Source organism: Methylobacterium sp. WL64 (assembly GCF_008039945.1).
GTDB lineage: Bacteria > Pseudomonadota > Alphaproteobacteria > Rhizobiales > Beijerinckiaceae > Methylobacterium.
In genome coordinates this window covers 1-20,730 of record NZ_VRVA01000041.1, presented here as the reverse complement: position 1 = coordinate 20,730, position 20,730 = coordinate 1, and the positions used below count along the sequence as shown (strand labels likewise).

Genomic DNA, 20,730 nt, shown 5'->3' with positions numbered 1-20,730 from the left:
CCAGGGGTGCTATCGGCCGCACCGGGCGAACTCGATCAGAATGCTCCGAAGAATTAACGGACGCGAGCAGTAACGCTTAATCGAGTCGGGCTTCTTCGCGATCGTGACGTTCACGAAGCCGAACACAGAAGACGTGGGAGCACCCTCGTCATTATCCTATTTGTTAGCCTGCTAATGCGGGTTGACAGTGTTCAATTCGTCAGCTTAGCTAATCGCAGGCTGACGGGTTAACAGAGGCTGGGCGTGGCGATCTACACCTACTCCCGTGTCTCAACAGGTCGCCAAGCCGAAGATGGCGAAAGCCTCGGCGCGCAACAACGGCGTGCCGAAGGTTACGCGCTGATGCAGGGCTTCACCATCGACGCTCATTTCGTCGAGCGGGGCGTATCCGGCTCGGTGCCGATCGGCAACCGCCCGGAAGGTGGCCGGTTGCTCGCGATACTGCGGCGCGGCGACATGGTCATCACACCGAAGCTCGACCGTATGTTTCGCTCGGCGCTCGACGCCCTCAACACGATGGGCGATCTGCGCGACCGCGGCGTCACTCTGCACATGATCGACCTCGGCGGCGATGTCACCAGCAACGGTATCGCCAAGCTCGTGTTCACAATCCTAGCGGCTGTTGCAGAGGCCGAGCGCGACCGCACCCGTGAGCGGATCGCTGACGTGAAGCACGACCAGCGCAAGCGCGGGCGCTACCTCGGCGGCACGGTCCCCTTCGGCTTCGCGCGACGGGACGACGGATCGCTCGCCGAGGTCAAGGGCGAGCAGGAGGCGGTGTGCGAAATGGCTAAGCTACAGGCTGGTGGCAAGTCACTGCGCGTCATCGCGGCCGCGATGGGCAAGCGAGGATTTCAAATGAGCCACAATCGCGTGCGGGACATTCTGTCCCGTACAGAAGCAGCAGATGTCAAACCCTAACCGGTGTGGTTGGCTTGGCTCGCTAACTGAGCCGTGCTCGCCATGCCGGCCGTCGAATTACGCTGAGGCACCGAGCAGGTTTACAGGGGCGTAGGGCGGGGAGACGATCTGGCGCGTGAGGGGAAGCCAAGCCACCGCCTCACAGACCTCAACGGGCTTCCTGACGCGCTTTTTCTCATGCGACTGAGTCGAAGGGCTTAATCGAACAGGCCACTGACCAGCGCCCCACCCTCGGCTTCCGCTGCGATCTCAGCGTCTAGGCGTGCGATATGGGCGTGAAGCTGCGCCCGGAGTGCGTTCAGCTCGAGCTGATCCGGCGTGGGCGCGTTGGGAGCCTCTTTCATGATCGCTTCCAACCATTGACGTGCTTCGCGCGCGTTGCGCCCGTGCGACCGATCACGCGTGCTGCCCGGCTTGTGTGTCCGCCGCCACGCCTCCAGCCGGGCCAACTCGTCCGCGGTCATGGCCGCGATCGCGGCACGACGCTGCCGGCGTTTGCGGACCTTGTACGCGTCGCTGCGCGGCTTGCCCGTGGGCAGGCCATTCGGAAAGCCCGGCGTGTGCCAGCCGGCCGGCCCGTCACCCCGCGGCGTGGCGCCACCGTGCAACTTGCACCGCGTGCGACCCTTCGCCGGGATCTGCCGACACGGCTCGCCGGTCGATTTGGCCTTCGCGCCACAGATCGGATGCAGGTGACGCTGGCTGTTGAACCGTCGCAGCGCCGCGTTGGCGATCGTTCGGAACTCAGCCGAATATGACCAAGCCGTCGGCTTCCTCCGCTTGCCGTTCGTGGGTGGCGATCGTCGTTTCATGGTACGACCTCATGAACTATGGGCGTCGCAAGGGCGCTTCGCCCCGACCGGACATCCTGTCCGTCGTCTCCTCGATCCGATCATCAGGACCTGAAGGGGTGGGGACGTCGTCAGCGTCCCACCCTCCCCTTTAGGGCCGACAACTCTGACAACCTCTACAACGTTGAAATCATTGATCTTTTTCAGGGGTTGTCGGAGCTGTCAGAATTGACAACCCTGACAACCCCCCTTTCAGAGGCGGAAAACTCAATAAAATCAGTGTTGTAGGTGTAGTCGATCCGGTGTTTCCGACGACGCTGACAAGGATGGTTCACGACGGTCTAGCCATCGTGTCCAACACCGGTTCGACTACCGCGAACAACGGATCATTGGGCTTCGGTCCCGCCTTCTCGACCCGCACCCGGACGTTTTGTCCGTTATGCATCGCGCTCTGACCGGAGTCGCCGAGACGGGTGCGCAGAAAGGTCTGCACGGTGTTGCGTCCACTGCCACGGATTAACCGCCGTTCCTGTAGCCGCGCGGTGATGTCTGGCAGGATGCTCGCCAACGGACGCCGCCCGACGCCGCCGAGCACGTCGAGCATGGCTGACGCCGCGCCATCACTCGCTGCGATCTGCCGCTGCTCACGCGTTGCCTCTCGCAGGGGCATCGACCCGACCCGCACCGGCCGCAGCACTGGGGCTTGATCGCCCTCCGCCTGCAAGACAGCGTATGGGGACATCTCGAACGCGTCCCGCGGATCGTCGAGAAGGCCGCGGCCATTCCCGACCGGTACGCTCTCGCGCTTGAAGACGATTGGCCCACTGGGTTTGCGGCCGTGGCTGAGCTTGGCGTAGGTCATCGCGAAATGGTCTTGCGCTGGCACGCCGTAGAGCTTCGCTTCCTCGGCGGTCAGGTTGTTCAGCGTGACCATGGCGCGGGCCTTGGCGGCGATGGCGGACGATCCGCGCGCCGAGTTCATACTGCCGGCATCAGCGCCTCCGCTCTTGGAGGTGTGATGGATGACGTTGATGCACACGCCCGTCGCCGCGGCGATACGCACCAAGATTTGCATCAAGGTGTTGGTGTCGGCGGCGCCGTTCTCGTCCATGCCCTCGGCCAGACCGGCGAAGGGGCCGAGCGCCACGTAGACCGCGCCAATCTCGACGATGCGTCGCATGAGCAGTGCAGCACCCTCAGCCTCGACGAGGGCTTTCGTTTCTGGACACCGCCGCGCGATCCGCAGGAACGCGTCGCCGACGCCGGACCACAGAGCGATGCCGTAGCGCATCTCAGTCAGGCCGTAAGCGCGCTGACCCGCCACGAGCCGCCGTCTCATCTCCTCCAGCGGGTCCTCGGCATCATAGACGATCACCGGGCCCGGCCGGTGCAGGCGCTCGGGGGAGACGGCGTCCTCGCCGCGCAGGATGCGCTCCTCACCGCTGGCGATCACCAGCGCATCGAATAGCGCCAAGGTCGATTTGGAGGCGCCGGGCTCAGCGACCGTGAGCAGCACATCCCTGCAGGGGCAACGCGGATAGATGACGTGCTCGCGCGTCGGGATGGTCCGGGCGTCGATGATCCCGGTGATCAGCTCGAAGCCGAGAAGCCCGGTAGGCGCAGTCAGCGTCGTGTCGATCGACGGGGGCGTGGGAGACTCTACTAGTGGCAAGTAAGCCCGCGCCCGCTCTGCTTCGACGGCGAGAGTTTGATCCAACTCCCTGTCATCGTTCGCCGCGCCGGTGATCTCCCAGGCGAACCGCCATTGATCAAAACTCTTCGGATCAAGAGCACGCTTGGCGCTGATGCGCGACGCGTTGTCCGCGATCTGAGCCCGTGTCCACTCCTCGGGAGCCACCTCCGGGAGTGGGTCGCCAGCATCGTCGTACGGGACGAGCGAATAGGTGCTCCGGGCGTGCTCGATCCGTAGAGCCGTCCAATCCAGACCGACGGCCGCAGCCAGACAGGCGATTTGGGTCTCGCGCGTGGCATTGGGTGGGACGGCCGGCCCATCGAGATATCGACACAGCCAGGCGGTCGCCTCAGTCTCGGTCGGCCGGCGTACGTCCGGATCCTCCTCCCCGACCACCCCGTACAACTCGTCGCGCACGGGGCCGTATTCAGGTGGGCCTCCGAAGCTGATCTCTCCATCCGCCTCGATGTCACCGAACTCGCAGATGAGCGACACTGGCGTATGATGCCGTTCGGTACCAAAGTCGTGGATCCCATCCGGGTATATGCATAGATCCTCCTGGAGGATGTCCTCTCGCCAGAGCTCACCGCTGGTGATCCGCCATGGCTGCTCTGTGGGGCCAGGTCCCCAGTTGAACAGCGCAGGCACCCACGCCTCCCGGCGCGCGTCACAGCGCCATGGGGGTCGAGACGCTTGTCCGCCTGACGAGCTTTGCTCGAATGCCCGCTTTGCGAGGCCTGTCCGCCAGCACTCAGAATGAGTGACCGAATGCGGCTAAGTAGGTCGTCGACCGCCTCGCCGGAGAGCGATGGGATGCCTGCGAGCGTGCGACCGGCGAGGCCCGGTGCCTCCACGCAGTATAGAGTCCCGCTCGGATGGCGCCCAGCGAGGACGAGGTGCTGTCCGACTCCGAGCAACTCGACGGCGTGGGGCTTCGGGTCTGCTGGCAGCGTGAAAGCGATGTGCTTCTTGTAAGTTGGGGCGTCGGTGCGGAACAGGATCGCCAAGCGCGGCGAGCCTTCACGCGTACGCACCAGCGCGCCAGGCCCGATCCGCTCCCGCGCGAGCTCGGCGATCTGCGCGGCCAGCTCCGGATCATCGACGTCGATGTCCAGGGCGGGCAGAACCTCTGTGCGGATGCACAAGCCTGCACCAGGCCAAGTCCGCCACAGGGCGATATCCTCGGGTGTGGTAACGTGTTCCGTCCAACGCTTGAACCCGAACCATGAGCCGTCGCCAAGGCATCCAGGGATCTTTCCACGGTTCTGTCGCAGATGCTCCGATACGTCGGCAGTCGGCGGGATCACCGGAAGGATTGCTTCGGCGAGGCCAGCACACACAAAATCATCGACGACGCCGTCGAACGGCGATCGTGACTCTGATGAGATCGCGGTTGGGGCGATGGAGATCACGGACGTCATCATCGCAGCGCGGCACGGGCCGCCTCAGATCGCTTCGCTCGCGCCGCAGCGCCGCGGGTCCCCGGCCTCCAGGGTTCAGCGTTCTCAACGAGTGTGAGGACACCCGTGGTCTCGACAACGACCCGACCGGCGAGGCGCCGGAGCGTCAGTCGGCCATCAGAAGCGAGGCGGTAGATCGTGCTGCGCGACAGCCCGGTTACCTCGGCCGCCACATCCATCCGCAGATGGGGGCGCTTCTGCCACGGGATGGTGTCTGGACGCTCGCGGCGGTTTGCGGTCGGACGTGCCATGCTACAGCCTGCCTCTGTCTGATCTGTCTGACGACAAAGAGACACGGCCTCGCAGAGGCGTCACGACGGGGCTAAAAACAATTATCTATCTTATTGTGACGGCAGCATAATCAGTCGAAAGTCCATGTGCTATATTTTCGACGCTCTTGCCGCTTGCGTGCCTCGCTGCGATCTCGGCGAAGCCGCCGCTTTACAGTCTCTTCCTTGATCTCATTCCCTACGGCCTCTTTGGCCAGCTGCTTCGCAAAATTGGCTTTGCGGAAGCCGGTCTCCATCTGGATGAGGCGCAAGATCATCGGCTTCAGCGCCACAGGCGGGCGCCCGCGTCTCTCGGGCTCTCGAACCGGGGGATCGCCAGAGCGACTCGTTTCCGGATCGTAGGATCGGCTCCCAGCGGGACGGCCGCGGAGCTTGCCAGCCTTCGTCCACTTCTTCTTGGCGCGCTGCCGCTCCGTCACGCTGCGGCTCCGTCAACAGGCTTCAGCGTAGCAACTGCGCTCGGCGCCAGCGGTGTGACGGCGCGACGGGCGATCTCTTCCGTCTCCTCGACGATGTAGGCGGAGTAGTGATCCTCGATCATCTGCACGCTGGTGTCGTGCAACGCCGCGACGAGCCTCACCGGTACGCCGACACTCAGTGCTCGTACGATCGAGCTATGGCGTAGGCACAGCATGACTGTCCCGGGAGGCGCCTCTGCGCGGGTCCGGGCTCTGTTCCATAGGCGCAGCGCTGTCGAGGCCGTGGCCCAAGGCCCCCTATCGATCCGTTCCCAGGTTACGGGCCCGACCTGTCGATGCCGCCAGTGCAACAAGAGCGGCTCGTGCCCTCGACGGCCGGCGAGGGCGACCTGGAGCCGCTCGATCACGTCAGCGCCGACTGGCACGGCGATCGGCGTCGGGCGCTTGCCGGCGCGCCCTTTGTTCGAGGGCGGCACCATGATTCGACCACGCGCGACCTGCACGTCGCCCACGGTGATCCTGGCAACCTGAGAGTGGCGAGCCCCCGTGGCTGCCATGACCAGTACGAGCCGCCCGAAATCACCAGTCTCGTCGATAGCAAAGGCCGCATCAACAAGGCGGCGGATCTCGGCATCGGGTAGGACCTGCTTGCGCGCGGTCGACCCTGCTGAGTTTGCCTTCGTCCCGGCACGGATCTCGGCGGCGAGCGTAGCTGGAAGCATGCGACGGTGGTGTTCCGCAGCTGCGTTGAGCGCGGCGCGCAGGTCGTTCAGCAGCCGGTTGACGGTCGTGGGTTGCAACTCGCTCGATAGGCGCCGTCGCCAAGCCTGGACGGTGCCAGCGTTGAGCTTCGCCAAGTGCATGTCGGCGAAAGCTTGATCAGATAGGACGTGCTTGCCGAGGCGCTTCTCGGCGTCCCTCCCCGCTGTGGGGGCACGCTTTGAGCGAGCAGCGACATAGGCCTCGACGGCCGTGCGCACGCTCGGGACCTCGGCATCGTCCCCCTCCCCTTCGCCGTCGAGACGACGTACCTGAGCGCGCGCCCAATCGATGGCTGCTGTCACGGCAGATGGGTACGAGAGGGCATCCGGATCCGAGCCAAGATCGTCAGCTTGGGCGAGGCGTTGCTCGACGCGGTTCCCATCGATCACCAGCTTGACGATCCAGGTGCCCGGTCCTCGCGCGGGCTTGCGGTAGCCCAGGCTGACGCCGCCTCGGCCTCCCGAAACACCCTGCCAGCGTGGATTCTTGGCCGACGGAAGCCGGACCCGCTTAGCGACGCTATCGAAGATGCTAGGCTTTGCCATCAATCGGTCTCACAGAGCGTCTCACACAGACGGTCAGGCCAACTATGGTAGTAGGAGACGAAAAAGACGAGTGCACAGAGCGTGCTGTGGGTTACGCCTTTGTCCAGGTTGTCTCGTGACGGCCCTTTCACGGCGAAAACACGGGTTCGATTCCCGTAGGGCGCGCCAGGGTTTTCAGGCGCTTAACTTAGACTGTTGTGGCTGGCGTCCAGTTTGTGCCCAGTCGAGCGGGATGGACAACCCTGGACGATGGTGGCTTCGGTCGGCCATCAGCATGTCGCCAATTCCGACCGATGGAGCGTCGCGCTTGCCTGAACCGTGGGCGTTGGCTCGGGATGGGTTCAAGCTATGCTCAGCGGCACGGTTCCGATCTTGCGGTTTAACCGGCCTCGTCCCCCCTTCATCCCTGCTGCCTCGCAGCCGTGCGCCTATGAAGGTGCACACTGTCGGGCGGCCAGCTCCTGTTCCACCCGATCGGCAAGCTCTCCGAGACCACCTCGATCGTGGTCACCACCAACCTCGCCTTCGGGGAATGGCCCAGCATCTTCGCCGGCGACGCCAAAATGACTCGGCGCTGCTCGACCGGCTCACCCACCATTGCGGGATCGTCGAGACCGGCAAGGAGAACTGGCGCTTCAAGAACCGCGCCTGAGGCCGGCACACGCATCGCGTCCGCTGGCCCCCGATCTGACCGGCTGTGCCCCCTCGACTCGCTTCGCCGGGCTGATCAGGGGCGTCCCGCCACACCCATCCTAGGGGTCAATGATCAACGCTGTTTGACAGCAGGTAGACCGGGCCATGGGGTAAGCGCAGTCGGAGCCCCTATCTAGGAGTGTGCAGGAGCTTACGGAGGACAACATGGGTAGCGAGAGAGCGGTGCTGGCAGGCGGATGCTTCTGGGGTATGCAAGACCTGATCCGGCGTCAGGAAGGCGTGCTGTCGACCCGGGTCGGCTACACCGGCGGCGACGTGCCGAACGCCACTTACCGCAACCACGGCACCCACGCTGAGGCCATCGAAATCGTCTACGACCCGACACGGACGAGCTTCCGGCGCGTGCTGGAGTTCTTTTTCCAGATCCACGACCCCACCACCCCGAACCGCCAAGGCAACGATCGCGGCCTGAGCTACCGTTCGGCGATCTACTACACCGACGACGACCAGCGTCGGGTGGCGGAGGACACCATCGCCGACGTCGACGCGTCCGGCCTGTGGCCCGGGAAGGTCGTGACCGAGGTGGCGCCCGCCGAAGACTTCTGGGAGGCCGAGCCCGAACACCAGGATTACCTGGAGCGGCGGCCCGATGGGTACACCTGCCACTTCGTAAGACCAAACTGGGCCCTTCCCGTACGGTCCGCGGCCGCGCAGAATTCCTGATCCACCGAAAGGCGTTGGCGCACCTGAGCGTCAACGCCGCAACGAGGGGCCGCGATTATCGTAAAGTCGCAGATTCCCCGTCTTCCAGGCGCCGTTCCTCGCCATCGGGACCGCCCCGTGCGACGTGGTCGTTCAGGCGGCCCAGGTGCTCGAAGACGTGTTCGAACGCCGCCGTGACAGCTTTCTCGAATGACCCGTCGCCCTTGCCGTGGGCGTCCTTGAGGGCGCCAAGCAGGGCGCGGTGCTTCTCAGTATCGGCAGACATGCGTTTCTCCCGGCCGGCGACCGTACCGACTTGGTGAGCCAAGCTCCTTCATCGGTCCCGGTTCCTGTCGGGTGACGCCCGCTCCGATCGCAGGGTGCCGTTCACCACCGGTCACGCGAGGAGCGGGGCCTAGTAAAGAGCCTGCCGCTCTTTGGGATAGAGGACCGAACCGGATGGTTCGTGCCGAATGCGTTCAATTGCGGCATCAAGCACCTGATCGTTGCAATCTCATCGCTGGCGGCATGACTGCTTCCCGCCAACTGGGGAAAAACCCACGCCATGCTTTTGCCGCCCGTCTCACCGTTGACGTGACCTGACCCCTCAAAAGTCGTCCTCCCTGAGGTATGGCTTTGAGCCATGCTGGCGTTGACCCCGTTTGCCAACCAAGGCCTGTGCAAGGTCTCGGGCTGGTGAGGGTCCCCGGGTCTTGGTCCGGCCGAAAGGTGAGCCTCCGGGTCTCACTCGGCGGCCTGTTGCGGGCGCCGAACACTCTGTGCCCCCGGTACCCCAAGACCGATCGCCTTCGCGATCGCCGAGCGTTGCTCGGCGTAGCTGGGGGCCACAGTCGGGTAGTCGTTGGGCAGGCGGTAGCGGGCACGGTACGTCTCAGGCGTAAGGCCGTGGGCGGTGAGATGTCGCTTTAGGGTTCTGTACAAACGTCCGTCGATAAAGCTCATGATGTGGTCATGCTGGACCGACCTGCGGATCTGTGCAGGACTCGGGACTTCAGTGGTTGCGATGGCTGAACGGCGTTCGTCGGATGGCTGCTCCAGGTTGCAAAGTGCCCAGTGAATGGACTCGAACAAACCTGGCAGATCGGTCGCCGCGATGTGATTGTTGGTGACATAGGCGGCCGTGATCTCAGCTGCCAGCTCAAGGCATGAGTGTGGCAGTGATTCTTGAGAAGACATTTTGGGCATTGGATTTTTCCTTACATGGCCTTCTGCTGTCGGCGAAAGAATGAGACTGATTCCTCTTGCTGGATCTTGGCATGGCCAGTAAGTATTCGAAGGAATCAGGGGCCTGCCGCTGGATTTTCGGCCAGTTCCAGCGACAGGAAGATGCTATTGGGCGGCAACATAAGATGTGCGGCGGCGCGGTTTTTAGGTTCCGCTACCTGGAGATGTTGTGCGGGATGATCGTCATTTCAGCTTGGAAAGGCGAAATCCAAGTTCGATCAGTACAACGTCAACAAGTTCGCGTAGCTGCGGATCGACCAGTTCGTTGACGGTCTGTCGCAGATCCAGGGCCTGCTCGGCGGCGCGCCTTATGAGCTCACCCCCGTTGTCGACATGGCTGCCATCGGCCAGCGCGTTGCTCATGACAAGGCGGCCTTCTTCAGCTTGCCAGCCGGGCGGCGACCCGGCTCTCCGGCGCCAAGACCGAGTCCGTGCTCCCGCGCATCTTCTGGAGTTGTCGGAGGCTGCGGCCGTCGAAGCCGGCATTGACCGCGACGATCTCGACGTCATCGATCGTCTGCGGAAGCCCAAGGGGCAGGGCATGGATGTGCAGCTGAAGCAGCCGTAGAAGCCAACTCGTTGGCATCTCGGAGACGAAGCCTTTCAGGCCACGAGGCAGCCCCCACTCGACGATGCCCGTGAGAATGGCCAGAGCGGTTGGATTGAGCCGACGGCCCGAGGTGCGGGCGGGGCCGGCGACGCCGATCCGACTCCACTCGACGATATGCGGCGAGGCGGGTGGCACGCCTTCGCAAAGCTGCGGCAAATGCGTGGACAGAACGTAGGGGCGTAAAGTTGGGAGGAGCCTGGAGTATCCCACAACCTCATCGTCGTCGACTGCGAGAAGATGGACGGCATGTTCATCGTCGAACTCGTCGATCTCACGCTTGTCATCGCGAGCGATTGCCGCCCAGCCCATCTCCTCCACGAAAATTCTATGCCGCAGGCGCCACGCTTGCTCCATTAGCTCTCGGTTATGATCGATATTCGCGGCAGTGATGACTTTAATCATGAAACACCTCCGTGCTTGGTGTGCCCGCCCGACGCGGCGCGCGACACCACGCGAACGCGTGGTGTCCGCCTGTTTGTTGCGCGGTGCGGGCTATTTCCGGAGATGAGGTCTCGGTGCTATCGTCGGTTGAAGCGCGGCTCGAAGCTTTCGAGAGCAGACGATAGGGGCTGTCGTGAGCCGAAAATCACTCGATCACACGCTCAAGTTGCTTAAAGAGCTTGACCGAGCCGGCAGCGTTCCCGAGGTGGTTTCAACGGTACACCGCCAACTCGCGGGTTTTGGGATCGACGCGATCATCGCCGGGCTTCTCCCTACATCGTCCGCCTTAACCAGCTTCAATCGGCAGTTCCTGGTGATGGAAAGCGTTCCCGACGAGTGGCGGCAACGGTACCTGCATCGGCGCTACGCCGCACACGATCCGATCGTCGTGCAAACCCTGCACAGGCAGACGGGATTTGGCTGGCGCGACCCCGCACTTCCGTCGCCGACGTCGGAGACCGCTGTTCAAATCATGAACGAGGCGGCCGAGTTCGGCCTTCGCGACGGCTACACGGTCCCCCTGACGACCGTCGAGGGTGAGATCGGCGGGATGAGCTTTGCCGGCCGCCGGCTCGAGATAGCCCCCGAGCATCGCGGAATGCTGACGCTTGTCGCCAGCTACGCCTTCGGTCACGGCCTACTTGTGCGCGGCCAGCCAATCGAACAATCCGCTGGCCTTTCACCGCGCGAGCGTGAGACCCTTCAGTGGACCGCTGAGGGCAAAACCGACTGGGAAATCGGCGAGATCATGGGCATCTCGGAACACGGGGTCGACTCACACCTGCGCGGGGTGCGCACGAAACTTCGAACACGCAATCGGGCTCAGTCTGTGGCCGAGGGTTTCCGGCTCGGTTTGATCGTCTAGGTAGGAGGCATCCCGCATCGGCCGACAGAGGATTCGGATAGCCCTTGGCGCACGACGAGCGAGACGATCATCTCCTGCGATTGATTGCGGCAGCCCTCAGCGTGCCTGCGCAAGTGTTTGCGACTGAAAGTGCTGTCGAACTGGACAAAGCCGGTGATCTGCACGGCACCTACCTGCTCGCCAGGTTGATCCGGGCTTTCCGCGCACTGCCGAACGACGATGAACGGCTTGAGGCGCTCCGCATAATCGAAGCGCGCATAACGCGGACCTCTTGATGCAGGCCGCACATCGCAGGCCGCTGAAGATGGGTCCGGTCACCACCGTCTGAGCGGCCATGAACGACGGGATCTGGCCGAAAAGAAACCGGTTGCGTTCGGTGTTCCGTCGAGAGGAAGCAGCCCTCGTTCCGCGATTCGCACAAGCCTCGCAGGCTCGTCCGAGTGGGCGATGCACGGCAGTGAATCATAAAATTCGGCACATGAAAGAGCTTCAGCTTATTGCTTGGCCATGCTCCGAGCGAGATGTTCGCCGATTATCACGCAGGTGAAGTGCAAGTTGGCCCGGCAATCACTGGGCATGATCGACGCATCGCAGACGCGCAGTCCGCCAATCTCGCGAACCTTGAGATCCGGGTCGACGACGCCGGATGCGTCCTGCCATCCGCTCATGCGGCAGGTGCCGGCCGCGTGCTGGATATCGCCGGCTTCGGCGAGCATCAGGGCATCGAGTTCGGTATCCGGGAGGCGCGCGGCCTCGCCGATCGCGAGCGGGCTTTCTCCGAACCGGATCGCCGTGGCGAGATCGGCCAGGGCCGGCTGCGCCATCAGGTGCGCGAGGCGTCGCACCGCATCGCGCATGCGCAGGCGATCGCGCGGATCGTCCAGCATGTTCTCCTCGATGACCGGATTGATCTCGGGATCGGCCGACGTGAGGTGCAGCGAACCGCGCGAGAACGCATCGTACAGCCCGACGCCGACGGCCCCTTGCGGGGTCGGCTCCGGACCCGTCAGGCCCCGGTGATTGTAGGCGACGAGGATCATGTCGCGCTCGCCGCCGCCCGCGAGACCGCTGGAATACGTCACGCAGCAGTTGGTGTGTCGCGCGTCCGGACCGAACGCCCGGTGGTCGGGCCGCAGATCCATCGTCGCCCGCAGGATCGGGTGATCCATGAAATGGCCGCCGACCGCCTCGCGGGCCTGAAGAACGGGGATGCCGAGGGCGTGGAGCTGCGCGGCCGGGCCGATCCCGGAGCGCATCAGGATGGCCGGGCTATGGATGGCGCCGGCGCACAGGACGATCTCGTGGCCGTGAACTTCGGTCCAGGGCCCCGTCCCGAAGCGGACGCGGATCCCGACCGCGCGGCGTCCCTCGAACAGGACGCGATCGACGAGGGCGCCGCCGCGGATCTCGAGATTGGGCCGCCCGCGTGCCGGCTCGAGGTAGGCGTCGTTGGTGGTGACACGGTGCCCATCGCGACTGTTGATCGGATTGCACGAGACGCCTTCGCCCTCCGGAGCGTTGAGGTTCGCCTTCCAGGGATGGCCGACAGCGAGGGCTGCGTCCCGCAGCCCGAGATCCACCGCGCCCCAGGCCTCCGGCGGCGCACGGTAGACCGGGAGCGGACCGCCACGACGGATGCCGGCCTCCGTGCCGAATTCGGCGTCGTCCTCGATCCGGTCGAAGAGCGGCAGCACGTCACGGGCCGACCAGCCGGTGCAGCCCTGTTCCGCCCAGGCATCGAAGGCCGCCGGGACACCGCGGATCGCGATCTGTGCGTTGACCGTCGAGCTGCCGCCGAGCGCACGCCCACGCCAATAAAAGCGGGGCTCCTGCACGCGCGTCCGCCGGCTCATCAGCCCGGGCCATTGCCAATCCGCCTGGTGGTCCGGATCGTACATGAACGGGACGATGTTGGCCGAGCGCAAGGCCGGCGGGGCCTCGCCGGTGCGCCAGTCGCGCCCCGCCTCCAGCAGGAGCACACGTCGCTTCGGATCTTCCGAGAGGCGTGCGGCGAGCGCGGCCCCCGCGGATCCGGCGCCGACGACGACCACATCGTACAGGGCTGCGCTCATTTCTTCTCAACGTTCCAGAACAGCGGGATGGCGGACGGGATCAGGCCGGTTAGCGTGGTCCGGTAGGCTGCGGGCTGCGCGAATTGGCCGAAGGGCACGACCAGGCCTTCGCCGTAGATGACGGATTGAATTTCGCCCGCGATGTCACGCCGCTTGTCCGGATCGGGCTCGCGGGAGAACCGGTCGAACAGCCCGACCATGCGCGGGTCGCACATGAACCCGGAACTCGCTGCATCCTTGCAATTGAAGTTGATCGCCGAGTTCGTGAGCGGGGAGCTGAGGTCGAGGCCGAGGGCGTGAATGCCGAAGACGTTCCACCCGGCCTTCTTGGTGCGACGCGCGAGCAGGGCCGCCCAATCCATGACCTGGAGATCCACGGTGAAGCCGGCCTGTTTCAGCCGGTCGGCCAGGATCGTCGAGGAGACGCGCGCCGCCTCGAGATCGTTGGCCGCCATCACGATCACGGGCTCGCCCTTGTAGGCGGTCGCCTTCAGGGCGGCTCGGGCCGCCGCCACCGACGGATCGCGCAGGAGTTCGGTCCCGGCATGCGTCTCGTAGGGGGAGCCGCAGATGAAGAAGGCGTCGCAGGTCTGCGAGAAGCGTGGATCCAGGCCGAACCCGTCCAGGACCTCGCGCTGATCCACGAGGCTCAGCAGCACGCGCCGGATCGCCGGGTCGTCGAAGGGCGCGGCCGCCGTGTTGATGCGGTAATGCCCCGTGAACCTGTGCGGGCCGGTGAAGTTCAACACCGCCAGGCCCTTGTTGCGCTCGATCTGTTCGATCAGATCGAAGGGCGCGTACTGCATGAGATCGATCTCGCCCACGCCGAGGGCGCCGACGGCCGTCGCCCCGTCCGGAATGACGCGAATGTCGAGGGCGCCGACCTTCACGACCTTGCCGCCGGCCAGGAAGTCCGCCGGCTCGGGACGCGGCCGATAATCGGCGTTCTTGCGCAACAGCATGTGGTCGCCGGTGATGTGCGCGGCGCGGTCGTAGACGAAGGGACCCGATCCCATGACCTCCGAGAGCTGCGTCGTGGCCGGCGTCGCGGCGAGCCGGGCGGGCATGATGAAGGGCGTCGGGCTCGACGTGGTGCCGAGCGTGTCGAGCACGAGGCCGTAGGGCTCCCGCAGCGTCAGCACGAAGGTTTTGTCGTCCACGGGCTCGAGCGCGGCCGCCACGTCCATCAGCCGGCCGCCGAGTGCGCTGCGGGCTGCCCAGCGCTTGAGCGAGGCGACGCAGTCGGCGGCCCGGACGGGCGTGCCGTCATGGAAGCGCAGGCCGTCGCGCAAGGTGAAGCGCCAGGTCAGGCGGTCATCCGACACCGACCACGTGTCGACCATTTGCGGCTGGAACAGGCCCCGCGCGTCCGGCGCGAACAGCGTGTCGTAGACCATGAAGCCGAAGGTTCGGGTGATGTAGGCCGTGGTGAAATAAGGATCGAGGGTGACGATCTCCGCCTCGAGCACGGCCCGCACCGTCGTCTCCGCACCGGCCGGTGCCGGCGCGAGGAGCGCACCCGCGGCTGCAATCAGCCCGGGAAGCCAGAATCGTCTCATGCGTATTCACCCTGTGTCCGGGCCGGCTAAGCAAGCCGGATACCAGCAAAAGATGGCGTGCCGATCCAGGGGCGTTCGGCGCGATCCGCGAGGGCACCGTGCGGGCCTCCTCACCCACGAATTGGAAGGTTGCCGGGTTAGCGCCACCAGAAGTGGCCTGTTCGATGCATTCGGCTGGAACGGCCCCAGCTCGCCGTGGGGATTGCCGGATCGCCCCGGAGGGCTCCGAGCCGCTTGAAAAGGTCCCGGATGAATCGACGCGATTTCGCCAAGCTCGTGCTCGCCGCAGGTGCGGCGGGGCCGATCCCCTTCGGCATCACGCGCGCCGCAGGCCAGACCCGCGGCGGCGTCCTCACCACCGTGATCCAGCCCGAGCCGCCGATCCTGGTCTCGGCGCTCAACCAGCAGGCCCCGACGCTCACGGTCTGCGGCAAGATCTACGAGAGCCTGCTCACCTACGATTTCGATCTGACGCCGAAGCCCGGCATGGCCCAGAGCTGGGAGCGCAGCCCGGATGGCCTGACCTACACGTTCAAGCTGTTTCCCGGGATCACCTTTCACGACGGGTCGCCGATGACCTCGGAGGATGTGGTGTTCTCCGTCACGAAGGCGCTGATGGAGGCTCATGCGAGGGCGCGCGGCACGTTCTCGCGCCTTGCTTCCGCCGAAGCGCCGGACCCGCTCACCGTGGTGTTCAAGCTGAAGGAGCCGTTCGCGCCGTTCCTGCACGCTTTCGACGCCACCACCGCGCCGATCATCTCCAAAGCGCTCTACGAGAACACCGATCTGCGGCAGAACCCGAACAACGCCCGGGCGATCGGCACCGGCCCGTTCAAGCTCAAGGAATGGGTCAAGGGATCCCACATCCACCTCGTGCGCCACGAAGGCTATTACCGCAACGGTGAACCCTATCTCGACGAGATCTACTACCGCGTCATTCCGGACGCGGCCTCCCGGGCCGTCGCCCTGGAGAGCGGCACGATCCAGCTGACCCAGTGGAACGACGTCGAGGCCTTCGACGTGCCGCGCCTCAAGGCGCTGCCGAACCTCGACATGACCACGAAGGGCTATGAGTTCTACGCCCCCCATCTCTGGCTGGAGATGAACACGCGCATCGCGCCGATGAACGACCGGCGATTCCGGCAGGCGGTGCTCTACGCCATCGACCGGGAGGCCCTGCGCAAGCGCGTCTTCTTCGGCCTCGGCAAGGTCGCCACCGGCCCGGTCTCCTCGAAGACGCGGTTCTACGAGCCGGACGTGAAGACCTACGAGTATGCCCCGGCCAAGGCGGCGGCGCTCCTGGACGAGATGGGGCTGAAGCCCGGCGCGGGCGGCAAGCGGGTAAGCCTGAAATACCTGGTGCCGCCCTACGGCGAGCTGTGGCAGCGGGTGGCCGAGTACGTGCGCCAGTCCCTCGGCAAGGTCGGGATCGACATCGTGCTGGAAGGCATCGACGTCGGCGGCTGGGCGGCGCGATGCGGCAACTGGGAGTTCGAGATCTCCGCGCCCTGGACCTACCAATACGGGGATCCCGCTCTCGGCGTCTCGCGCTCCTACATCTCCACGAACATCCGCAAGGGCATCCTGTTCTCGAACACCTCCGGATACAGCAATCCGGAAGTCGACAGGTTGTTCGAGGAGGCTGCCGTGGCGCGTGACGACGCGACCCGGCAGGCGCTCTACAGCCGGGTCCAGAAGATCCTGGTCGAGGACGCCGCGGTGGCCTGGCTCACCGAACTCGATTTCCCGACCTTCACCGACAAGCGCATCAAGGATCTCGTCGTCACGGGCAGCGGCGTGAACGACACCTTCGCCCGGGCCTATCGCGCATGAGGACGATGGCCGCCCTGGCCGCCTGGATCGCGCGGACGCTGGCGGTGATCCTGGTCATCGCCAGCGTGAACTTCGCCCTCGTCCACGCGGCGCCCGGCGATCCGGCCCAGGTCATCGCGGGCCAGTCCGGCGCCTCGGACGAGACGCTTCTCCGGCAGCTCCGGGCGGAATACGGCCTCGACAAGCCCTACCCGGTGCAACTCGCGACCTATCTCGGCCGGGTCCTGCGGCTCGACCTCGGCTATTCCTACCGGCAGCAGCGGCCGGTGCTCGGCCTCGTGCTGGAGCGCCTGCCCGCGACCCTGCTGCTCACCGGCACGGCCTTCGCCCTGGCGCTCGGGTCCGGGATCCTGCTCGGTACCCTGTCGGGCGTCCGGGCGGGCCGGTGGTCCGACACGCTGATCGGCCTCGTGGCGCTGGTGCTCTACGCCATGCCGGTCTTCTGGCTCGGCCTGATGCTGGTGCTGGTCTTCTCGGTCCAGCTCGAATGGCTGCCGGCCTTCGGCTACCGCAGCGTCGGCGCGACCCTCTCGCCGCTGGGGCAGGTCGGCGACGTGCTGGCCCATCTGATCCTGCCCGTCCTGTCGCTCGCCGCCGTCTATCTGGCGGTCTACGCCCGCCTGATGCGGACCTCGATCGTCGAGGTCGCCGCCCAGGACTTCGTGAAGACCGCCCGGGCCAAGGGGCTTACCCGCGGACGCGTGATCCGCGACCACATGATCCGCAACGCGATCCTGCCGGTGGTCACCGTCGCCGGCATGCAGGCCGGGGCGCTCGTGGGCGGCTCGGTGGTGGTCGAGACCGTCTTCGCCTGGCCGGGGCTCGGCCGGCTGGTGTTCGAGGCCCTCAGCCAGCGCGACTACCCGGTCCTGCTTGGGATCTTCCTCGTCATGTCCGTGCTCGTGATCGTCATCAACATGCTGACCGACCTGCTCTCGCGGCTCATCGATCCGCGGATCGACGCCTCCGCGAAGGCCGCGTGATGGGGTTCGTCCGGGCGTTCCTGCGCAATCCCGGCGGGGTGATCGGCCTCGTGCTGCTCGTGGCGGTGGTCGTGGTGGCGATCTTCGCGCCGCTCCTCGTCCCGGTCGATCCCTGGGAGATGGTCGGCGCGCCCTTCGAGCCGCCGCTCAGCCCCGATCTGCCCCTGGGCTCCGACACGATGGGCCGGGACATCGCCGCCGGCCTCGCCCATGGCGCCCGGGTCTCGCTGGCGATCGGCCTCGCCTCGACGCTCGCAGCGCTGCTGATCGGCGTGGCGATCGGGGCGACGGCCGGATGGTTCGGCGGCGTCGTCGACGCCGTGCTGATGCGGATCGCCGAGCTGTTCCAGACGATTCCCGGCTTCATCCTGGCGGTACTGCTGGTCGCGACCCTCGGGCCGTCGCTCGCCCACGAGATCCTGGCGATCGCGGCGATCAGCTGGCCGCCGCTGGCACGCCTGACCCGCGGCGAGTTCCTGCGGCTGAAGAACCGGGACTTCGTGCGGGCCGCCGCCTGCCAGGGCGAGCGCCCCGCGGCCCTGGTCCTGCGCCACATCCTGCCGAATGCCCTGGCGCCGATCATCGTCACCGGCTCGCTCACGGTGGCCACCGCGATCCTGATCGAGAGCGCGCTGAGCTTCCTCGGTCTGGGCGATCCGAACCTGATGTCCTGGGGCTACATGGTCGGCGCCGCCCGCACGGTCATCCGGCAGGCCTGGTGGACGAGCGTCTTCCCCGGCGCCGCGATCCTCGTGACGGTGCTCGCCATCAACCTCGTCGGCGAGGCGCTCAACGACGCGCTCAACCCGCGGCTTGCCCGGCGGAGCGGCGCATGAGCCAGCCGGTCCTCACGATCTCGGAACTCTCCGTAAGCCTGCCGCGGGGCGCCGACCGGGCCCAGGCGGTGAGCGACGTCTCGATCACGGTGGGCGCAAACGAGATCGTCTGCCTCGTGGGCGAGTCGGGGTCGGGCAAGTCGATGATCGCCCACGCGATCCTGGGCCTGCTGCCGTCGGGGGTGACGGTGGCCGGCGGCGCGGTCGCGCTGCGCGGGCGCGACATCGCCACCGCCTCCGAGGCGGAGATGCGCACCGTCCGCGGACGCGAGGCCGCGATAATCTTCCAGGAGCCGCTCAGCGCACTGAACCCGCTGAAACGGATCGGCGAGCAGATCGCCGAGGCCATACGGGCCCATGCGCCGGAAACGCCGCGCTCCGCGGTCGGAGCACGGGTCGGCGCGCTGATCCAGGATGTCGGCCTGCCCGACCCGGCGCGGATCCGGGCCAGCTTCCCGTTCGCGCTGTCGGGCGGCCAGCGCCAGCGGGTGATGATCGCCATCGCCATGGCCAACAATCCGGCGCTGCTGGTGGCCGACGAGCCGACCACCGCCCTCGACGTGACCACGCAGGCGCAGATCCTGGCGCTAATCCGCCGCCTCCAGAGCGAGCGGCAGATGGGCGTCCTGCTGATCACGCACGATTTCGGCGTGGTCGCCGAGATGGCCGACCGCGTCGTGGTGATGCGCGACGGCCGGGTCGTCGAGCAGGGCAGCGCCGAGGCGGTCCTGACCGCGCCGCGCGACCCCTACACCCGGGCATTGATCGCCGCGGTGCCGCATGGCGGCGGCCGCACGCCCCGCAGGACGACGGCGGCGTCGCCGCCGCTGCTCGAGATCGAAGCACTCTCCAAGACCTTCATCACCCGGCAGGGCTGGTTCCGTCCAGCCCGGCGCGTGGTCGCCGCGGACGGGATCTCCCTCACGCTGTCGGCCGGCGAGACGGTGGCGGTGGTGGGCGAGTCGGGGTCGGGCAAGTCGACCCTGGGGCAGATGATCCTGCGTCTGGCCGAGCCGGATTCGGGCCGTGTCCGCTTCGAGGGCCAGGATCTCCTGGCCCTGCGGGGCGAAGCCCTCCGGGTCGCACGCCGCCGCCTCCAGATCGTGTTCCAGGACCCGTTCGCGGCGCTGAACCCGCGCCAGAGGGTCGGCGAGGCGATCGCCCGCGGCCCGATGGCCTACGGCGTGCCGAAGGCCGAGGCGGTAGACGAGGCACGGGCGCTGCTCGACCGGGTCGGCCTGAAGGCAGGCGCGGCCGACCGCTTCCCGCACGAGTTCTCCGGCGGCCAGCGCCAGCGCATCTGCATCGCCCGGGCGCTGGCGCTCAAGCCGCGCGTCCTCGTAGCGGACGAGGCGGTTTCGGCGCTCGACGTTTCCGTACAGGCCCGCGTGCTCGACCTGCTGGCGGAGCTCCGCGCCGAGTACAACCTCGCGATGCTGTTCATCACCCACGACCTGCGCATCGCGGCCCGGATCGCCGACCGGGTCGCGGTGATGCAGCAGGGCCGGATCGTCGAGGCGGGACCGGCCGCTGCGATCTTCGCCGCGCCCGAGCACCCCTACACGCGCGGCCTCGTGGCCGCGATGCCCGGCCGCCGCCTGTTCGGCGGCCTCGACGCGTCGGCGCCCGAGGCGCGGACCGCCTGAGCGCGTCCGCCGGTTCGGCGACGAAGGCCCGCGGCACCGGCACGGATGATGCACCAGGCGTGTGTTTTTCGAGGCGCCTGCAACTCTCGGGGAGATCGATGGCTTCGGCGAGCGGACGAATTCTGACGGGCGCGGAGGTGAAGGCGCTGTCGCAGCGCTCGGACCTGCGCGGTGCGATGCGCCTCGGCGCGCATGTCTTGATGTTGGCCGGCTCCGGCTGGCTGGTCTGGCGCTCCGGGCCGTGGACGCTGCTGCCCGCCATGCTGCTGCTCGGCAGGGACTGTCAGGAATTTCGTGTGGGGGCGGCCATAGTGGATCCGAAGGAGGTTCCCGATGGCACGACGCAAAGCACCCCACGTCCCTGACGCGATCCTGGACCAGCTCCTGGCCGGGGCCGATCCGA

19 protein-coding genes and 2 pseudogenes are annotated in these 20,730 nt (G+C 66.2%); 10 read left to right on the top strand and 11 right to left on the bottom strand.

Annotated elements, in window-relative coordinates; genetic code table 11:
• Positions 1-243 precede the first annotated feature (243 nt).
• The gene (locus FV242_RS17650) at positions 244-921 is read left to right on the top strand and encodes a recombinase family protein (RefSeq protein ID WP_147939825.1); all 678 of its coding nucleotides are present in this window, start codon (positions 244-246) and stop codon (positions 919-921) included.
• 197 nt (positions 922-1,118) lie between these two features.
• On the opposite strand, the gene FV242_RS17645 is transcribed toward FV242_RS17650, so the two are convergent.
• The 5 genes and pseudogenes from FV242_RS17645 to FV242_RS17625 all read right to left on the bottom strand — a co-directional run bounded on the left by FV242_RS17645 (position 1,119) and on the right by FV242_RS17625 (position 6,725).
• Entirely contained in the window at positions 1,119-1,733 is a 615-nt protein-coding gene (locus FV242_RS17645) for an HGGxSTG domain-containing protein (protein ID WP_147939824.1), read from the bottom strand.
• Between the two features lie 310 nt (positions 1,734-2,043).
• Positions 2,044-4,053: an AAA family ATPase gene (locus tag FV242_RS17640; RefSeq protein WP_147939823.1), complete on the bottom strand. Its 2,010-nt coding sequence runs from the start codon at positions 4,051-4,053 to the stop codon at positions 2,044-2,046.
• A gap of 260 nt (positions 4,054-4,313) precedes the next feature.
• Positions 4,314-4,826 (bottom strand): annotated as a pseudogene (locus FV242_RS36345) (bifunctional DNA primase/polymerase); the annotation flags it as partial.
• A 400-nt stretch (positions 4,827-5,226) separates the two neighbouring features.
• Positions 5,227-5,427: a hypothetical protein gene (locus tag FV242_RS17630; RefSeq protein WP_147939822.1), complete on the bottom strand. Its 201-nt coding sequence runs from the start codon at positions 5,425-5,427 to the stop codon at positions 5,227-5,229.
• A gap of 143 nt (positions 5,428-5,570) precedes the next feature.
• A complete protein-coding gene (locus tag FV242_RS17625; protein ID WP_246692753.1) occupies positions 5,571-6,725 on the bottom strand; it encodes a tyrosine-type recombinase/integrase in 1,155 nt (384 codons plus the stop codon).
• A 602-nt stretch (positions 6,726-7,327) separates the two neighbouring features.
• On the opposite strand from FV242_RS17625, the pseudogene FV242_RS17620 reads away from it, so the two are divergent.
• Together FV242_RS17620 and msrA are read left to right on the top strand one after the other, a co-directional pair.
• Positions 7,328-7,533, top strand: a pseudogene (locus tag FV242_RS17620) (ATP-binding protein); the annotation flags it as partial.
• 206 nt (positions 7,534-7,739) lie between these two features.
• On the top strand, positions 7,740-8,258 hold the full coding sequence (gene msrA / locus FV242_RS17615; protein WP_147908913.1) for a peptide-methionine (S)-S-oxide reductase MsrA: 519 nt from the start codon (positions 7,740-7,742) through the stop codon (positions 8,256-8,258).
• Positions 8,259-8,313: 55 nt separating this feature from the next.
• Here the strand turns inward: msrA and FV242_RS17610 are convergent, their stop codons facing one another.
• From FV242_RS17610 to FV242_RS17595, 4 genes are all read right to left on the bottom strand, one after another.
• Positions 8,314-8,523, bottom strand: coding sequence for a hypothetical protein (locus FV242_RS17610; RefSeq protein WP_147939820.1), 210 nt, complete (start codon positions 8,521-8,523; stop codon positions 8,314-8,316).
• Positions 8,524-8,981: 458 nt separating this feature from the next.
• The gene (locus FV242_RS17605; protein ID WP_147939819.1) at positions 8,982-9,443 is read right to left on the bottom strand and encodes a MucR family transcriptional regulator; all 462 of its coding nucleotides are present in this window, start codon (positions 9,441-9,443) and stop codon (positions 8,982-8,984) included.
• Between the two features lie 222 nt (positions 9,444-9,665).
• The gene (locus FV242_RS17600) at positions 9,666-9,845 is read right to left on the bottom strand and encodes a hypothetical protein (RefSeq protein ID WP_147908911.1); all 180 of its coding nucleotides are present in this window, start codon (positions 9,843-9,845) and stop codon (positions 9,666-9,668) included.
• Positions 9,846-9,861: 16 nt separating this feature from the next.
• Positions 9,862-10,494: an acyl-homoserine-lactone synthase gene (locus FV242_RS17595; RefSeq protein WP_147939818.1), complete on the bottom strand. Its 633-nt coding sequence runs from the start codon at positions 10,492-10,494 to the stop codon at positions 9,862-9,864.
• A gap of 172 nt (positions 10,495-10,666) precedes the next feature.
• Here FV242_RS17595 and FV242_RS17590 point away from each other — a divergent pair, with 172 nt between their 5' ends.
• Positions 10,667-11,398: an autoinducer binding domain-containing protein gene (locus FV242_RS17590; RefSeq protein ID WP_147908909.1), complete on the top strand. Its 732-nt coding sequence runs from the start codon at positions 10,667-10,669 to the stop codon at positions 11,396-11,398.
• A 44-nt stretch (positions 11,399-11,442) separates the two neighbouring features.
• Positions 11,443-11,673 carry a hypothetical protein gene (locus tag FV242_RS17585; RefSeq protein ID WP_147908908.1) on the top strand — a complete coding sequence of 77 codons (231 nt, stop codon included), beginning with the start codon at positions 11,443-11,445 and terminating at the stop codon, positions 11,671-11,673.
• 219 nt (positions 11,674-11,892) lie between these two features.
• On the opposite strand, the gene FV242_RS17580 is transcribed toward FV242_RS17585, so the two are convergent.
• Both FV242_RS17580 and FV242_RS17575 read right to left on the bottom strand, forming a co-directional pair.
• The gene (locus FV242_RS17580) at positions 11,893-13,458 is read right to left on the bottom strand and encodes a GMC family oxidoreductase (RefSeq protein WP_187278465.1); all 1,566 of its coding nucleotides are present in this window, start codon (positions 13,456-13,458) and stop codon (positions 11,893-11,895) included.
• A gap of 8 nt (positions 13,459-13,466) precedes the next feature.
• Positions 13,467-15,029 (bottom strand): ABC transporter substrate-binding protein, encoded by a 1,563-nt coding sequence (locus FV242_RS17575; RefSeq protein WP_147939816.1) that lies wholly within the window; start codon positions 15,027-15,029, stop codon positions 13,467-13,469.
• A 249-nt stretch (positions 15,030-15,278) separates the two neighbouring features.
• On the opposite strand from FV242_RS17575, the gene FV242_RS17570 reads away from it, so the two are divergent.
• The 5 genes from FV242_RS17570 to FV242_RS17550 all read left to right on the top strand — a co-directional run bounded on the left by FV242_RS17570 (position 15,279) and on the right by FV242_RS17550 (position 20,692).
• The gene (locus FV242_RS17570; RefSeq protein ID WP_147939815.1) at positions 15,279-16,862 is read left to right on the top strand and encodes an ABC transporter substrate-binding protein; all 1,584 of its coding nucleotides are present in this window, start codon (positions 15,279-15,281) and stop codon (positions 16,860-16,862) included.
• On the top strand, positions 16,859-17,845 hold the full coding sequence (locus FV242_RS17565; RefSeq protein WP_147939814.1) for an ABC transporter permease: 987 nt from the start codon (positions 16,859-16,861) through the stop codon (positions 17,843-17,845). Before FV242_RS17570 ends, FV242_RS17565 begins: the two co-directional genes overlap by 4 nt.
• Positions 17,845-18,681 (top strand): ABC transporter permease, encoded by an 837-nt coding sequence (locus FV242_RS17560; RefSeq protein ID WP_147908919.1) that lies wholly within the window; start codon positions 17,845-17,847, stop codon positions 18,679-18,681. Before FV242_RS17565 ends, FV242_RS17560 begins: the two co-directional genes overlap by 1 nt.
• Entirely contained in the window at positions 18,678-20,327 is a 1,650-nt protein-coding gene (locus FV242_RS17555) for an ABC transporter ATP-binding protein (RefSeq protein WP_147939813.1), read from the top strand. Before FV242_RS17560 ends, FV242_RS17555 begins: the two co-directional genes overlap by 4 nt.
• 98 nt (positions 20,328-20,425) lie before the next feature.
• Complete coding sequence (locus tag FV242_RS17550; protein WP_147939812.1) at positions 20,426-20,692, top strand: hypothetical protein; 267 nt, start codon at positions 20,426-20,428, stop codon at positions 20,690-20,692.
• The last annotated feature ends 38 nt before the right edge of the window (positions 20,693-20,730 follow it).

What these genes read in the sequence shown, in the direction of transcription:
- FV242_RS17645 (WP_147939824.1), bottom strand. Translation starts at nt 1,733, where the DNA reads ATGAAACGACGATCGCCACCCACGAACGGCAAGCGGAGGAAGCCGACG.
- msrA (WP_147908913.1), top strand. Translation starts at nt 7,740, where the DNA reads ATGGGTAGCGAGAGAGCGGTGCTGGCAGGCGGATGCTTCTGGGGTATG.
- FV242_RS17610 (WP_147939820.1), bottom strand. Translation starts at nt 8,523, where the DNA reads ATGTCTGCCGATACTGAGAAGCACCGCGCCCTGCTTGGCGCCCTCAAG.
- FV242_RS17605 (WP_147939819.1), bottom strand. Translation starts at nt 9,443, where the DNA reads ATGCCCAAAATGTCTTCTCAAGAATCACTGCCACACTCATGCCTTGAG.
- FV242_RS17600 (WP_147908911.1), bottom strand. Translation starts at nt 9,845, where the DNA reads ATGAGCAACGCGCTGGCCGATGGCAGCCATGTCGACAACGGGGGTGAG.
- FV242_RS17595 (WP_147939818.1), bottom strand. Translation starts at nt 10,494, where the DNA reads ATGATTAAAGTCATCACTGCCGCGAATATCGATCATAACCGAGAGCTA.
- FV242_RS17575 (WP_147939816.1), bottom strand. Translation starts at nt 15,029, where the DNA reads ATGAGACGATTCTGGCTTCCCGGGCTGATTGCAGCCGCGGGTGCGCTC.
- FV242_RS17570 (WP_147939815.1), top strand. Translation starts at nt 15,279, where the DNA reads ATGAATCGACGCGATTTCGCCAAGCTCGTGCTCGCCGCAGGTGCGGCG.
- FV242_RS17565 (WP_147939814.1), top strand. Translation starts at nt 16,859, where the DNA reads ATGAGGACGATGGCCGCCCTGGCCGCCTGGATCGCGCGGACGCTGGCG.
- FV242_RS17560 (WP_147908919.1), top strand. Translation starts at nt 17,845, where the DNA reads ATGGGGTTCGTCCGGGCGTTCCTGCGCAATCCCGGCGGGGTGATCGGC.
- FV242_RS17555 (WP_147939813.1), top strand. Translation starts at nt 18,678, where the DNA reads ATGAGCCAGCCGGTCCTCACGATCTCGGAACTCTCCGTAAGCCTGCCG.
- FV242_RS17550 (WP_147939812.1), top strand. Translation starts at nt 20,426, where the DNA reads ATGGCTTCGGCGAGCGGACGAATTCTGACGGGCGCGGAGGTGAAGGCG.